The sequence below is a fragment of the Streptomyces sp. NPDC043427 genome (assembly GCF_056436655.1).
The window spans coordinates 198,559-213,334 of sequence record NZ_JBWKCC010000009.1 but is presented as its reverse complement, the minus strand read 5'-3'; the positions used below and the strand labels follow the sequence as shown (position 1 = coordinate 213,334).

The following is a 14,776-nucleotide window of genomic DNA, read 5'->3' as shown; positions in this document are numbered from 1 at the left end:
TGTGCCGGATCAGACCTTGCCGACGGCGAAGACGGCCGCCGCGTCGGCGTCGTCGCGATAGCTCAGATGCGCCCCCACGTCACCCCCGCCGCTCTCGCAGATGGGGTCACCCTTCGCGCAGGTGTCGAAGGTACGGCTCTGGTAGGTGCCGGTGACGCTCTTGCCGAGGGCCCGGATCGGGTTGCCGAACAGCAGCACCGCGGCGACCTTCGGCTCCAGCGCGGCGGGGATGGTGGCCACGATGGGACTGCCGACCACCGCGCCGGCGCTGCTGATGCCGATCGAGTTGTCGACGACGTTCGCGCCCTGCGAATAGCCGACGAGAACGAAACGCTGATTCGGGCACGCCGCGGCCTGGCTCTTGACGTGGTTCACAAGATCCGAGTTTCCCTGTGCGGCGGAAGTGAGGGAGAGGTCCGCGGGGTAGTTCACCTTGTAGCTGGACAGACTCCGGCCCGTCAGTTTCTTCTGCAGCGCGGAGTACACCGGGTCGCCGACGATGAAACCGAGCGTGCCCGGTTCGAATGTGCCACGAGCTGCGACGACGTCGATGTCCGAACAGGCGGCGGCCGACGCGGCGGGCGCCGAGAGGCCGGCCAGTCCGGCCCCGCCGAGCAGCGAGAGCACGGCGAGACACAAGCGGATACGCATGGGGATCCTTTGTGGGGTGGGGCGCGATGCGCCTGGGGAAAAGGACGGTCCCGAAGGTATTCGCGTTGTCTGACGGGGTGTTATGAACAGGAATTCAGAATTCCCGCGTCTTTTTGTTCTGCCGTGAGTGGGTGGCTCGGGAAAGAATCTTTCACGTGTCCTGCCCCCGAAGCGCCTCCGCGCGCAACGCGAGGACGAGATCCAGGCGCGCGTCGGGGTCGTGCAGGGCGTCGCCGAAGAGCTTGTCCAGCTGGCGCAGGCGGTAGCGGACGGTCTGCGGATGGATGTGCAGACGGGCCGCCACGTCCGGCACGTTGCTGCCGCTGAGCAGCCAGGCCAGCAACGTCTCGGCCAACCGGGGCCGCTGCCCCGCCGAGACCGCGTCGAGGGGAGCGAGGACCCTCGCCTGCAACTGGCCGAGAAGCGGTTCGTCGCCGTGCAGCAGCAGCGTCGACAGATGGTCGGCGCAGCGCACCACACCCTGCCGGGGCAGGATGCCCCGGCCCATCAGCCCCAGCGCCCGGGTGGCCCAGTGCAGCGACTGCGCGGCCTCCGCCAGGGGCACCGTCGGCCCGATCGCCGCCGGCCGTCCCCGCAGCGCCAGCGCGAACGCCCGGCCGCCGAAGCGGCCGGAACCGTCCGGGTCCGGCACCAGCATGCGCGGCGGCCGCGACTCCATGTCCACCAGCGCGCCCGCCGCGGCCAGCGGCCGGTCGTCCGCACGCTGGTCCGCTGTGGCCGCCAGCGCGACGACGGCGACCTGCCGGGGCACCGACCAGCGGGCGCCGTGCGCCATGTCCTGCACGGCCTCCAGGGAGACGGGGCCCTCTTCGAGCAGCAGGTCCAGCAGGCGCCTGCGGCGGCGCTCCAGCTCGTCCGTACTGCGCAGCCGGGCCTCCGCGTACCCGGCCGCGGCCGCCTCCGCGACCTCGTGGACCGTCCGCATGCTCAGTTCGCCCAGCGCGGCCACGACCGTGGAGTCCAGCCCGAGCTCCTCAGCCGTACGTCCCAGCCGCCGCCAGGCATGCAGCCCGCCGATCCGCAGCGCGGACTGCAGCGCGTCCAGGCTGCGGCCCTCCAGCGCCTCTCCGCGCCCGAGCTCGTAGTACGTGGCGGCGATCGCGTCGGCCTGGCGGCGCGGGTCGGCGATGTGGTCGACGAACAGCGTCAGCGCCTGCACCACTCCGGACCTGAGGTTCTTGCCGTAGGCGCCGTCGGCGGGCCGCGCGTACTCGGGGACCTGTCTGCGGACCTCCTCCTCCACCTCGTCGGCGACGGCCTCGAGTTCGGCGCGCAGCAGCTCGGCCAGACCCGGCGGCACCGGAACTCCGAGCTCGTCCGGTACCTCGTGCGGGGTGGGGACAGCCACGGCGGACACTCCTTTCACCCGGAAGCGGCTCACCCGCGGAACGTTGCCCGTGAGGTGAGGGGGAAGTCCAGGCTTTGACGGACGTCCCCTGCGCTCCGTTCCGTGCCCCGACGGCACCGACATCACTCCGGCACCCCCAGTGCACGGGCGAGCATCGGCCATGACGCGGTGAACTCCCGTTTCCAGTAGGTCCAGCTGTGTCCTCCTCCCGTGTAGTAGTGGACGGTGGCGGGGATGCGCATCAGCGCCAGCGTGTCGGTGAAGAAGTGGGCCGAGGGCCACAGCGCGCTCTCCAGCGCCTCGGGAAACCAGTCGCCGCTGCCGCCCGCCACCCCGCTGCCGCTGGACACGTACAGGGGCGTGCCGCGCAGCCCCTCGGCGCGGGCGCGCGGGTTGAAGTCGCGCCAGGTGAGCAGGTTCAGGACCGGATTGCCCCACAGGGACAGCGGCAGCAGTTTCTCCCGGGCCACGATGGCGTCCAGGATGCTCGGCACACCGGGTGCGGTGGTGTCCAGGATGCCGCTGTAGGAGGCCGCCGCGGTGAACATGCCCGGGTGGCGGGCCGCGTGCGCCATCGCACCGTAGCCACCGGTGGAGACCCCGGCGACGGCCCGCACCCCGGACGCCCGGTAGTCGCGGGCCAGCAGCGCCGGGACCTCCTTCAGCTGGAACGTCTCGTAGTCGGGGCCGCTGCGCCACGCGGTGGGTATGCCGGTGGGGCCCGCGTCCGGCATCGCCACGATCAGGTCGCGGCCCGCGGTGAAGGCCTCGATGTCGGTCTCCCGCGTCCAGGACGTGTAGTCGTCGTGGGCGCCGTGCAACAGGTACAGGACGGGGAAGGTCCGCCCGGGCTGCGAGTCGAAGCCGGTCGGGAGGATCAGCCTGACCGGCGCGCTGCGGCCCAGCGCGGTGGAGGGGACGGACACGTCCACGGTGCGTGGACCGAGGCGGGTGGTGGCGGCTCGGGCGCGGGCGGTGGCGGACGCGGCGCCGAACAGGACGGCCAGACCGGCGGCCGTAGCGGCTCTGGTGACGGCGCGTCGGGACACGCCGGTGGTGCGGTCGGACATGGCGGCTCCTCGGGGGGCGGGTCGGCGAGGTGGGGGTGTGCGGCGCGCGGGTCGTGGGTCCATCGGCGCTCAGCGGAGCTCAGCGGCTGTCGTCGGCTGTTGTCGGTTCAGAGCGGCTCTGCCCGGCGAGGATCCGCCGCAGATGGGCGGCGATCGCGTCGACGTGCGGCGGGTCCAGCAGGGAGAGGTGGTGCCCGGCCACCGGTACGACCTCCAGACGCGGGCACACCTCGTCCCAGCCGAGCGCTTCGTCGTCCCGCTCGTACGCAGGGTCGCGCACCGTGTGCGGAGCGGGCTCGGTGGCCCGGTACAGCACCACCGGGCCCGCGTAGCGGCCCGGGCGGTGGGCCTCCCCGATCCTCAGGTCCAGGTAGGAGGCGCGCTGGTGCGCCAGCGCCGCGGGCGGCACGTCGGCGGCCTCGCGCAGGGCCCGCAGCACGGTGTCGATACGGTCGCCGTCGTCCGGCATCGCCACCAGCTCGTCGTACGGCAACTCGAGCCGGACACCGTAGTTTTCGGCGACATGCCGGGCGAAGCCCGTGAAGTGGGCGCGGATCCGGTCGGCCGGGGTGCGGCCGGGCTGGGGGAGGGGCCGAACGGAGTCGATGAGCGCCACCGACGGCACCTCCCGCCCGGCCGCGGTCAGTTGCCGCGCGACTTCCTGGGCGACGAAGCCGCCGAAGGACCAACCGCCCAGCAGACAGGGCCCCTCGGGGTGGACGGCGGTGATCGCCTCGGCGTAGCGGCGGGCCTTCTCCGGCACGGTGCGGGCGTCCTCGATCCGCTCGAGCCCGTGCACCGGCCGCTCGTCGCCGAGCCGCTCGACGAGGGGCCGGTAGACGTCGGTGGGTCCGCCCGCCGCGTGCACAAGGAAGAGCGGGGCGCCGGAACCGGTGGCGCACAGCGTGCGCAGGGGGGTCGCCGCGGGGAGCGCCCGCTGGATCCGGGCGGCGGCCTCCTCGACGGTGGTGGCGCCGAGCAGGTCGCGCAGGGGTACGTCGATCCCGAACTCGCGCTCCACCGCGGCGCGGATGCGAACGGCCATGAGCGAGTCCAGCCCGAGGTCGGCGAGTGCGGTGCCGGCGGTGATGCGAGTCGGCGGGTGGCCGGTGACGGCGGCCATGTGGTGGGTGAGGCGGGCGAGGACGGAGGCGGATCCACCGTCGACGCTGTCACCCGCGGACGGAGCCTGCGTGGGAGGGCCGACCTTGGGAGCGGGTGTGGGAGCGGGTGTGGGCGTAGGTGTGGGTGCGGGTGTGGCGCGCCCGTCCGTCCACCAGTACCGCACATGCCGCCACCGGGGCACGGGCAGGTCGATCACCCGCCCGGAGGGCCGAGGCAGCTCCTGCCCCGCCGCGTACAGGGTGCCCAACTGCCCGGCGAACGCGGCGGAATCGTCGGCGTCGCGCCGCAGGGTGCCGACGAAGAGCGCGTCGGGCACGGTGTCCGCCACGGCCCCCGCCAGCACCGGGTGGGGCGAGACCTCGACGAACGCGGTGTGGCCGTCGGCGGCGGCCGCCGCGAGGGCCCGGTCCAGGCGCACGGGACGCCGTAGGTTGGCGGCCCAGTGGGCGGCGTCGAACTCGCAGTCGCCGCGCGGATCGTCGAGGACGGTGGAGTAGACGGGGACGCGCGGTCGCCGCCCTCGGATGTCGGACAACGCCCCGGTCAGCTCCGGCAGCAGCGCGTCGACCTGGGGCGAGTGCCCGGCCCCGACGACCCGCATGGCCCGCGCGACCCGCCCCCGCTCCTCCAGACGCCGCACGAGCCGGGCCACCGCCTCCTCCTCGCCGGTGACGACCTTCTGCCGGGGTGAGGAGTGAACGGCGACATGGACGTCGGGGAACTCCCGTTCCAAGACGCCCAGTTCGGAGTCCGCCACATCGACGACCGCCATCGCCCCGCCACGCAGCCCGCTCAGCAGACGGGCTCGTACGGCGATGACGCGCGCCGCGTCCGGGACCTCCAGCGCGCCCGCGCACACGGCGGCGGCCACCTCGCCCATGGAGTGGCCGATCACGGCGGCAGGCTCGACACCGTGGGAGCGCCACAGCTCGGCGAGCGCCACCTGGACACCGAACAGGACCGGCTGGGAGACCTCAAGGCGATCGAGCTCGCCCCCGGTCGCCAGGTGGTCGTGGAGCGACAGCCCGCACTCCGGGCCCAGTTGCGCGTCGAGCTTCGCGACGGCCGCCGCGAATGCGGGTTCCTCGGCCAGCAGCCGCCGTCCCATGCCGGCCCACTGGCTGCCGTACCCGGAGAAGACCCACACCGGCCCGCGCCCGAGACGATCGCGCCGGCCGGTCACGACCCGGGGGTCGGATCGGCCCGCCGCCAATGTGTCCAGGGCGTCGGCGAGTTCGTCTCCGTCCCGGGCGACGACGGCGGCCCGTAGGGATCCTCGGCCGGTGCGCCCGGCGAGTGTGCGCACCACGTCGGCGGGGTGCGCGGCGGTCCCCTCGGTTGTGCGGAGCCAGTCGGCGAGCCGGGACGCGGTGTCACGCAGGCGGTCGGCGTCGGTGTCGGAGAGGAGGTGGAGGCGGGCGCCGGGTTCGTCGGACGGGTGCGGCGGGAGGGCGGCGGGCCGCCATTCCTCCAGTACGGCATGGGCGTTGGTGCCGCCGAAGCCGAAACCGGAGACCCCGGCGGTGGCCGTGCCGCCGTAGCGCGGCCACGGCTCGGGTTCGGTCACCACCCGCAGGGGGGTGTCGCCGAGGGAGCTGCCGTCCGCGCAGTGCAGGGACGGTGGAATCAGGTCGTGGTGGAGGGCGAGCACCGTCTTCACCAGGCCGGCGATGCCCGCGGCGGACTCCAGGTGGCCCAGATTGCCCTTGACGGAGCCGAGCAGCAGCGGTTGGTCCGGGTCGCGGCCCTGCCCGAGGACGGCGGCGAGGGCGCCCGCCTCGATCGGGTCGCCGAGCGGGGTGCCGGTGCCGTGCGCCTCGACGTGGTCCACGTGGGCCGGGGTGAGCCCGGCCCGGGCGTAGGCGGTCTCCAACAGGGCCCGCTGGGCGGCCGGGTTGGGGGCCAGGAGGCCGTTGGAGCGGCCGTCGGAGTTGACGGTGGTGGCGCGGATGACGGCGAGGACGCGGTCGCCGTCCCGCTCGGCGTCGGACAGCCGCTTCAGCAGCACGGCCGCGCATCCCTCGCCGCGGCCGATCCCGTCGGCCGCCGCCGAGAACGGCTTGCACCGCCCGTCCGGCGCGAGCGCGCCCGCACGCCGGAACGCGACCGTGACGGTGGGGGAGAGCAGCAGGTTGACCCCGGCGGCGATCGCCGTGTCGCTCTCGCCCGAGCGCAGGCTGAGACAGGCCTGGTGCACGGCCACCAGCGACGAGGAGCACGCGGTGTCGACGGCCATGCTCGGGCCCCGTGTGTCCAGGACGTACGCCAGCCGGCCCGCGGCGACGCTCAGCGCCCCGCCGGCCGGTGCCCAGGGATCGACGGCGGCCGGGTCGGCGCCGGTGAGTTGCCCGTACTCGGGGGCGGAGACGCCCACGAAGACGCCGGTGGCGGTCCCGGCGAGGGACGCCGCGGGCACGGCGGCGTGGTCGAGGGTCTCCTGGACGACCTCCAGGAGCATGCGCTGCTGCGGGTCCATCACCATGGCCTCGCGCGGACTGACGCGGAAGAAGTCCGCGTCGAACCCGGCGACGTCGTCGAGGTAGCCGCCGTACGGCAGGGCGTCGGCGGGCGGGAACGCGGTGAAGTCCCGCCACCGCTCCTCGGGGACCGGCCGGATCGCGTCGACGCCCTCGGTCAGCAGCCGCCAGTAGTCGGCGGGACCGTGCACCCCGCCGGGCAGCCGGCAGCCGATCCCGATGACGGCGACGGGCTCACCGGACTGCGGCGCCGGACGCGTCCTCACCGCTACGGGCTCGGCCTCTTCCGGCGCATCGGCCAGGCGCGTCACCAGCGCCTCGACCGTGGGCGTCTCCCACAGCAGCGTCGACGGCAGCTCACGGCCCAGGGCGAGGGAGAGCTCCCCGGCCAGGGCGACCGCGTCGCGCGAGGCCATGCCGAGGTCCGCGAGCGGGCGGTCCGTCGGAACGTCCCCGGGATCCGTGCCGTTCCACGCGGCCACCCGCCCGGTGATCAGGCGGCGCAGGGCACCCTCGTCGGCGGCCGTCATGCCACGGCCCCGGGAACGCGCGCCGTACGGCCCTCGTACGCGCCCTCCAGGTATCGCTCACGGGTGAGCGCCCGCGACACCTTGCCGCTGGAGGTACGGGGCACGGTGCCCGGCGGCACCACCACCACGTCGGCCAGCCGCAGCCCGTGCCGGGCGGAGACGGCCGCCCGCACGCTACGCACCAGGGCCGGTCCGTCGATATCGGCGAGGCTCGTGGTCCGCGCGTGCTCGGCCACCACGACCACCCGCTCACCCTGCTCCCCCGCCCCGGCGGGCACGGCGAACGCGGCGAGCCGGTCGCGGCGCACGGCCGGATGCGCCTCCTGTGCGGTGGCCTCGACGTCCTGCGGGTAGTGGTTGCGCCCGTCGACGATGATCAGGTCCTTGAGGCGGCCCGTCACGAGCAGCTGCCCGTCCAGCACGGTCCCCAGGTCGCCGGTGCGCAGCCAGCGGCCGCCCTCGGCCGTCTCGGCGACGAAGGCTCGCCGCGTGTGCTCGTCCCGGTTCCAGTAGCCGCGTCCGACGTTGGGGCCCTGCACCTCGATCTCACCGACCTCCCCCTCGGACAGGAGGACGGCGGTCACGGGGTCGGCGATGCGGACCCGCTGCCCCGCCGGGGTGCCGCAGCCCGCCAGGAGGACGGCCGTGGGGTCGTCCGGCCGGGCGGGCAGTGCCTTGCCGGCGGCGAGGGCGTCCCGGTCCAGAGCGAAGCGTCGCAACGGCTCCCCGGGGCGGGCGGCGCTGACGAAGACGGTGGCCTCGGCGAGGCCGTACGAGGGACAGTGGCTCTCCGCCGGGAGGCCCTGGGCGGCGAAGGCGGCGTGGAAGCGGTCGGCCGTGGCGGGGCGGACCGGCTCGCTGCCGTTGATCAGCGCGGTGACCCCGCCCAGCCGCAGGCCGGCCTTCTGGCCCTCGGCGACGGCCGCGACGCAGTAGTCGTACGCGAAGTTGGGCGCGGCGCTCACCGCGCGCGGGTGCGCGGCCAGCAGCCGGAGCCAGCGCACGGGCTGCCGCAGGAACGCGGCCGGGTCCATGAGCACCGACAGCAGCCCGCGCGCGACGGGCGCGGCGACGCTCAGGACGAGCCCCATGTCGTGGTAGAGCGGCAGCCAGCCCACGCAGGTCACCGGGTCCTCGTCGGCGCCGTAGGCGGTCAGCGCCTGCCGGGCGTTGGCGACGACGTTGGCGTGGGTGATCTCCACGCCGGCCGGGGCCCGGGTCGAGCCGGAGGTGTACTGGAGGTAGGCGGTCGCGCTCGCGTCGGGTTCGACCGGCCGCCAGTCCCCGGCGGCCTCGTCGGGCACCTGGTCCGCCGCGACGATCCGCACCCGCCGTTCGGCGCAGAAGCCGCGGACCTCCTCCAGGGCTGCGCTCGTCGTCACAACGACCGAGGGAGCCGCGTCGGCCAGCACGCCCGCGAGCCGGTCGGCATGTCCCGGCAGGCCCGGCGTATACAGCGGTACGGCCACGAGGCCGGCGGACAGGGACGCCAGGAACGCGGTCACGTACTCCGTGCCCTGTGGACACAGCAGCGCCACCCGGTCCCCGGGTTCCGCCTCCGCGGCGAGCCGGGCGGCCACCGCCCGCACGCGCAGCTCCAGGCGGCGCCAGGTCAGGGTGCGGTGGACGCCGCGCGAATCCGGGTCGGGGTGGTCGACGAAGGTGAACGCCCTCCGGTCGGGAGTGGTCTCGGCCCAGTGCCGCACATACTCCGGCAGGGTCCGGCACGGGGGCGCGAGCGGGGGGCGGCGGCTGTCCATGGGGGCGTGGCTCCTCACATCGCGGGGTTTACGAACAGGCCAGGTCAGTGGGTCAGAGCGGGATGTTGCCGTGCCTGCGCTGCGGCATCGGCGCGCGTTTGCCGCGCAGCGCGCGCAGGGCGCGGCAGACGTGGGCCCGGGTGTCGCGGGGGGTGATGACGTCGTCGACGTAGCCGCGTTCGGCGGCGATGTAGGGGGTGCCGTAGGTGCTCTCGTACGATGCGACGAGCCGGGCGCGCAGCGCCTCGGGGTCGGCGGCGGCGGCGAGCTCACGCCGGTGCAGGACTCCCACGGCGCCCTCGGCGCCCATGACCGCGATACGGGCGGTGGGCCAGGCCAGGTTGATGTCGGCGCCCAGGTGCTTGGAGCCCATCACCGCGTATCCGCCGCCGTACGCCTTGCGCACCACCACGGTCACCTTGGGGACGGTCGCCTCGGCGTAGGCGTACAGCAGCTTCGCCCCGCGCCGGATGATGCCGGCCTGCTCCTGGCGGACGCCCGAGAGGTAGCCGGGGACGTCGGCGAAGGTCAGCAGGGGGATGCCGAACGCGTCGCAGAACCGTACGAAGCGCGCGGCCTTCTCGGAGGCGTCGATGTCGAGGACGCCCGCGCAGTGCAGCGGCTGGTTGGCGACGACACCGACGGAGCGGCCCTCGACGCGGGCCAGGGCGCAGATGATGTTCGGCGCGAACAGTTCCTGCACCTGGAGCAGTTCGCCGTCGTCGACGACCGCGCTCAGGATGTCCCGCATGTCGTAGGCCTGCCCGAGCCGGTCCGGGACGATCGCGTCGAGCCGGTCCCCGGCGGGCGCCGGCCCGGGCGCGTACTCCGGAGGCGGTTCGAGGTTGTTGCCCGGCAGGTAGGCGAGCAGGTCGCGGACGGTGTCGAGGGCGTCCTCCTCGTCGGCGGCGAGGAAGTGGGCGTTGCCGTTGACGGCGTTGCTGGTGCGGGCGCCGCCCAGCTCCTCGGCGGTGGTGCGCTCCCCGGTGACGGCCTCGATGACGTCGGGACCGGTGACGAACATGTGCGAGGCGCCGTCCACCATGACCGTGAAGTCGGTGATGGCGGGCGAGTACGCGGCCCCACCGGCGCACGGCCCCAGGACGACGGAGATCTGCGGGATCACCCCGGACGCCTGCACGTTGCGGCGCACCAGCTCGGCGTACAGGGCGAGCGAGGCGACGCCCTCCTGGATGCGGGCGCCGCCGCCGTCGTTCAGCCCGATGACCGGACAGCCGGTCTTGAGGGCGAGGTCCATCAGGGCGGTCGTCTTCTCCCCGAAGGCCTCGCCCATGCTGCCGCCGAAGACGGTGGAGTCCTGCGCGAACACGCACACCTCACGCCCGTCGACCGTGCCGTGCCCGGTGACGACCCCGTCCCCGTACGGACGACGGGCACCGTCCCCGAGGGACCGGGCCCGCACGAACAGTCCGGTCTCGGCGAAGGAGCCCGCGTCCAGCAGCCGCTCGATCCGCTCCCGCGCGCCGAACTCCCCCCGTCTTCTCGTCCCGCCCGGGGCCTTCGCCCCCGACCTGCGGCGTTCCAGGTCGGCGATGCGTTCGGCGGTGCGGTCGGGCTCGTGCGTCGCCGTGTCCCTCGCCTGGGATGTTGTCGCCTCTCGCGTCACAGCCACCTCCGAAGTGGCTTTCGAATATGGCAGCGAGCGGGCGGGAACCGGGCGGATCGCGGCTCTGTTTGCGCGAGGTGAGTCCTCCGGGACGGAGCTTCGTCCCCGGGTGACAACGGACATGACAGGACAGCGGGGAGACGGGCCGCCGCCGCTCACGGGACGCCCGCCGGTCGCGCACGGAGTGTGACGGCCCTCTCGGGCCGAGTGGGAGCGCGCTGACTTTATGCGTGGTTTACCCCCAGGGCCGGGGTACTCGGGGGCGCACGTACGACCAGCAACAACTTCCGGAGGTGAGGGGAGTGGCAACGTCTCCCAGGTCGGACATGGAGACCCACCCCGACATAGTCGCCATGCGCAACCGCCACGAGATGGCGGAGCGAGCCATGACCACGCCGATGGCCCAGGGAGTCGAGACCCTCGCCTTCCTCACGGGTCTGTATCTGGCGGCCTCGCCGTGGATCGCGGGGTTCAACAACCTGTCCACGCTGGCGGTCAACAACCTGATCGTCGGCATCGCCTACGCACTGGTGATGAGCGGCGGCTTCGGCCGTGCTTACGAGCGGACCCACAGCATGGCGTGGGCCGCCTGCGCGCTCGGCGTGTGGACCATCATCGCGCCTTGGGTCATCGCGGGCGATGTCAGCACCACCAGGAGCGTCGTCAACAACGTCATCGTCGGTGCCGTGGCCGTGCTGCTGGGCATGGCCGCCAGCGCCGGCGCCCGGGCGGAGCGCTCGTCCGCGGCCGAGTACGGCAGGACGGGACGGTACGGAATGGGCCGGAGGTGAGCCCTTCACCTGACACCACATCAGGCGGCGCGCCGGTCGGCGCGCCGCCTCTTGTGTGACCGCACCGCACGTCGTCCCCAGTTTCGGGCGTTTTGTCTGATTAGCATGCGGGGTCCGCCGCCCCCGTATGAGAGGACGTCAGCCAGTGCGAACGGGCCGTCACCGCCTGTCGGGCCAGCACCCCTTCTCCCCGCACGACGCCGTCCTGCGTGCCGCCGCCCGCCACGTCGACCGCCGCCGTTTCCTCACCGTCGCCGCGGCGGCCGCGGCCCTCGCCTTCACCACCAACCGGCCGGCCCGGGGCGCGTCGGCCGCCCCCGCACTCGACGCGGCCCGCATCTCCGACGACCCGTTCACCCTCTCGGTCGCCTCCGGAGACCCCCTCCCGGACTCGGTGGTGCTGTGGACACGGCTGGCCCCCGCCCCGTTCGAACCGGACGGCGGACTCGGCGAGCAGAGCGTGTCCGTCCAGTGGGAGGTGGCCCTGGACGAGTACTTCGCCATCGTGGTGAAGCAGGGCACGGCCCTGGCCCACGCCGAGTACGGCCACAGCGTGCACGTCGACGTCAAGGGCCTGCTGCCCGGCACCGTCTACTACTACCGCTTCAGAACCGGTGCCTGGATCAGCCCGACGGGCCGCACCCGCACCGCCCCCGGACAGGGCCTCGACGCCTCGACGCTCCGTTTCGCGGCCGTGTCCTGCCAGGCCTACCACGACGGCTACTACACCGCCTACCGCCACCTCGCGCAGGACGACGTCGACCTCGTCCTCCACCTCGGCGACTACCTGTACGAGTACCCCGTGAACGCGGCCGGAGGAGAGCGCCGTTACACCGCAGCCGCCCAACTCCCCGACACTTTCGACCGCGTGACCCTGACCCTCGCCGACTACCGGCTGCGCTACGCCCTCTACAAGAGCGACCCCGACCTGCGCGCCGCCCACGCCGCGCACCCCTTCGTCGTCACCTGGGACGACCACGAGACGGAGAACAACTACGCCGGGAGCATCTCCGAGAGCGACGTCCCGCCGGAGCAGTTCCTGTCACGCCGCGCGGCCGCCTACCGCGCGTACTGGGAGAACCAGCCGCTGCGTGCCGCGCACCTGCCGCAGGGCCCCGACATGCGTCTGTACCGCCGCCTGCAGTGGGGCACGCTCGCCCAGTTCGATGTCCTCGACACCCGCCAGTACCGCTCCGACCAGGCCTACGCCGACAAGCCCCACGCGCCGGGCCCCGAGTCAGACGACCCGGCGCGCACCCTCACCGGCGCCGAGCAGGAACGCTGGCTGATCGACGGATGGCGGGCCTCGACCGCCCTGTGGAACGTGACACCGCAACAGGTGTGCTTCTCGCAGCGCAAGTTCGACCTGGCCGAGCCGTCAAGGGTCTCCATGGACGCCTGGGACGGCTACCGCGCCTCACGCGACCGCATCGTCGCCGGCGCGAAGGCTGCCGGAGTCGCCAACTGGCTCGTCCTGACCGGCGACGTCCACGTGGGCTACGCCTTCGACATCAAGGACGACTTCGACGACCCCGCGTCCAGGACCCTCGGGACGGAACTCACCTCCACCTCGATCGCCAGCGGCAAGGACGGCGCCGACAAGCCCGCCAACTGGGACCGGTACATGACGGCCAACCCTCACCTGAAGTTCTACAACGGCCGACGCGGATACGTGCGGGTCGAACTGGGACGCCAGGCGGCCCGGGCCGACTTCAAGACCGTCTCCGCCGTGACCACGCCCGGCGCGGCCCTCACCACGGCCGGCTCCTTCGTCACCGAGGTGGGCGCACCGGGCCTGAAACCGGCCTGAAACCGGCTGGGCCGCGAGCGGCGGCCCGGGGATCCGGGCGTGTACTGCACATGGCACCCAGGGCGTCCCCCAAAGCGCGAAAACCTGACCTTTCGGCATCTCGGGGGGCGGCTCGGGCAAGGCCTCGCCATGTCTCATCCATCCTCGAAGGAAGGACACCGTATGGTCGGCAGACCTGCCGCCGGTGGGCGCCGTGCCGCCCTGACCCTCCTAGGCGCCCTCGCCCTCACCGCCGTCCACCCGGCCGACGCGGCCGAGCCGCCGCCCGCCCACGGACCCCAGCCCTCCGCCGCCCAGACCCTCGGCGCCGACCGGCCGTCCCAGGAGGTGCTGCGCGCCCTGCAGCGCGACCTGCGGCTGACGCCGGAACAGGCGGCCGCACGGCTGGTCAACGAGGCGGAGGCGGGCGCCCGCGCGGGCCGACTCCACAACGCGCTGGGCAAGCGCTTCGCCGGGGCCTGGGTCAGCGGCGCGACCGCCGCCGACCTCACCGTCGCGACCACCGACGCCGCCGACGCCACCGCCATCCGGGCCCAGGGTGCCAAGGCCAAGGTCGTCAAGACGGCACTGGGCGACCTCCGGTCCCTCAAGGAGAAGCTGGACCTCGCCGCCCAGCGCGGCCACACCCCCGACACGCCCGTGTGGTACGTCGACGTCCGCAGGAACCGGGTCGTTGTCCAGACGACGAACCGGTCGGCCGCGTCGGCCCTCATCAAGGCGGCCGGAGTCGAGGGCCGGGGCGTGGCCGTACGGGTCTCGGCCGACCGCCCGCGCGTGCTGGCGGACATCGTCGGCGGCGACGCCTACTACATCGACGGCACCGCCCGCTGTTCCGTGGGCTTCTCCGTCACCAAGGACCTGCAGCAGGGCTTCGCCGGCGCCGGCCACTGCGGCGGGGCCGGCGCCAGGACCACGGGCTACGACATGGCCGACCAAGGGACCTTCCAGGCGTCCGTCTTCCCCGGCAAGGACATGTCCTGGGTGGCCGTCAACAGCGGCTGGACGGCCACCCCCGACGTCCGGGGTGAAGGCATGCGGAGGGTGCAGGTCGCCGGCTCGGTGCAGGCGCTTGTCGGGGCGTCGGTGTGCCGCTCCGGCTCGACCACCGGATGGCACTGCGGAACGATCCAGCAGCACGACACCAGCGTCAGGTACGCCGAGGGCACCGTCGGCGGCCTGACCCGGACCACGGTGTGCGCCGAACCCGGGGACTCCGGAGGCCCCTACCTGGCGGGCGCGCAGGCTCAGGGCGTCACGTCGGGCGGCTCGGGGAACTGCACGAGCGGCGGCACCACGTTCTACCAGCCGATCAACCCGCTGCTCGGCGAGTTCGCCCTCACCCTCAAGACGGCTTCGGGCCAGTTGGCCACTCCCACACCCGGACAGAAGGACCCGAAGAACTCGTGGGCCGCGGGCCGCGTCTACGGCGTCGGGGACACCGTGACCCGCGCCGGCGTCCGCTACCGGTGCCTGCAGTCCCACCAGGCGCAGGACGTCTGGTCGCCCGAGGGCACTCCGGCGCTCTGGCAGCGCGTGTGACGGTCGTGCGCACGGCCTGCTCCTCGG

The 14,776-nt window shown here is 73.6% G+C and carries 9 protein-coding genes; 3 read left to right on the top strand and 6 right to left on the bottom strand.

The features are described from left to right. Positions 1–9 precede the first annotated feature (9 nt). From AC067M_RS18075 to AC067M_RS18050, 6 genes are all read right to left on the bottom strand, one after another. Entirely contained in the window at positions 10–651 is a 642-nt protein-coding gene (locus AC067M_RS18075; RefSeq protein WP_478697958.1) for a cutinase family protein, read from the bottom strand. Positions 652–802: 151 nt separating this feature from the next. Beyond that, positions 803–2,020 (bottom strand): PucR family transcriptional regulator, encoded by a 1,218-nt coding sequence (locus AC067M_RS18070; protein ID WP_478697957.1) that lies wholly within the window; start codon positions 2,018–2,020, stop codon positions 803–805. Between the two features lie 122 nt (positions 2,021–2,142). Beyond that, positions 2,143–3,090 carry an alpha/beta hydrolase gene (locus tag AC067M_RS18065; RefSeq protein WP_478697956.1) on the bottom strand — a complete coding sequence of 316 codons (948 nt, stop codon included), beginning with the start codon at positions 3,088–3,090 and terminating at the stop codon, positions 2,143–2,145. 79 nt (positions 3,091–3,169) lie between these two features. Further along, the gene (locus tag AC067M_RS18060) at positions 3,170–7,222 is read right to left on the bottom strand and encodes an acyltransferase domain-containing protein (protein WP_478697955.1); all 4,053 of its coding nucleotides are present in this window, start codon (positions 7,220–7,222) and stop codon (positions 3,170–3,172) included. Further along, a complete protein-coding gene (locus AC067M_RS18055; RefSeq protein ID WP_478697954.1) occupies positions 7,219–8,982 on the bottom strand; it encodes a fatty acyl-AMP ligase in 1,764 nt (587 codons plus the stop codon). Before AC067M_RS18055 ends, AC067M_RS18060 begins: the two co-directional genes overlap by 4 nt. A 52-nt stretch (positions 8,983–9,034) precedes the next feature. Continuing rightward, on the bottom strand, positions 9,035–10,609 hold the full coding sequence (locus AC067M_RS18050) for an acyl-CoA carboxylase subunit beta (protein WP_478698015.1): 1,575 nt from the start codon (positions 10,607–10,609) through the stop codon (positions 9,035–9,037). Between the two features lie 326 nt (positions 10,610–10,935). Here AC067M_RS18050 and AC067M_RS18045 point away from each other — a divergent pair, with 326 nt between their 5' ends. The 3 genes from AC067M_RS18045 (at position 10,936) to AC067M_RS18035 (ending at position 14,749) form a co-directional block, all read left to right on the top strand. Continuing rightward, the gene (locus AC067M_RS18045; RefSeq protein ID WP_478698014.1) at positions 10,936–11,400 is read left to right on the top strand and encodes an SPW repeat protein; all 465 of its coding nucleotides are present in this window, start codon (positions 10,936–10,938) and stop codon (positions 11,398–11,400) included. A gap of 127 nt (positions 11,401–11,527) precedes the next feature. Next, entirely contained in the window at positions 11,528–13,210 is a 1,683-nt protein-coding gene (locus AC067M_RS18040) for an alkaline phosphatase D family protein (protein WP_478697953.1), read from the top strand. 162 nt (positions 13,211–13,372) lie between these two features. Beyond that, entirely contained in the window at positions 13,373–14,749 is a 1,377-nt protein-coding gene (locus AC067M_RS18035) for an alpha-lytic protease prodomain-containing protein (protein ID WP_478697952.1), read from the top strand. Positions 14,750–14,776 lie beyond the last annotated feature (27 nt).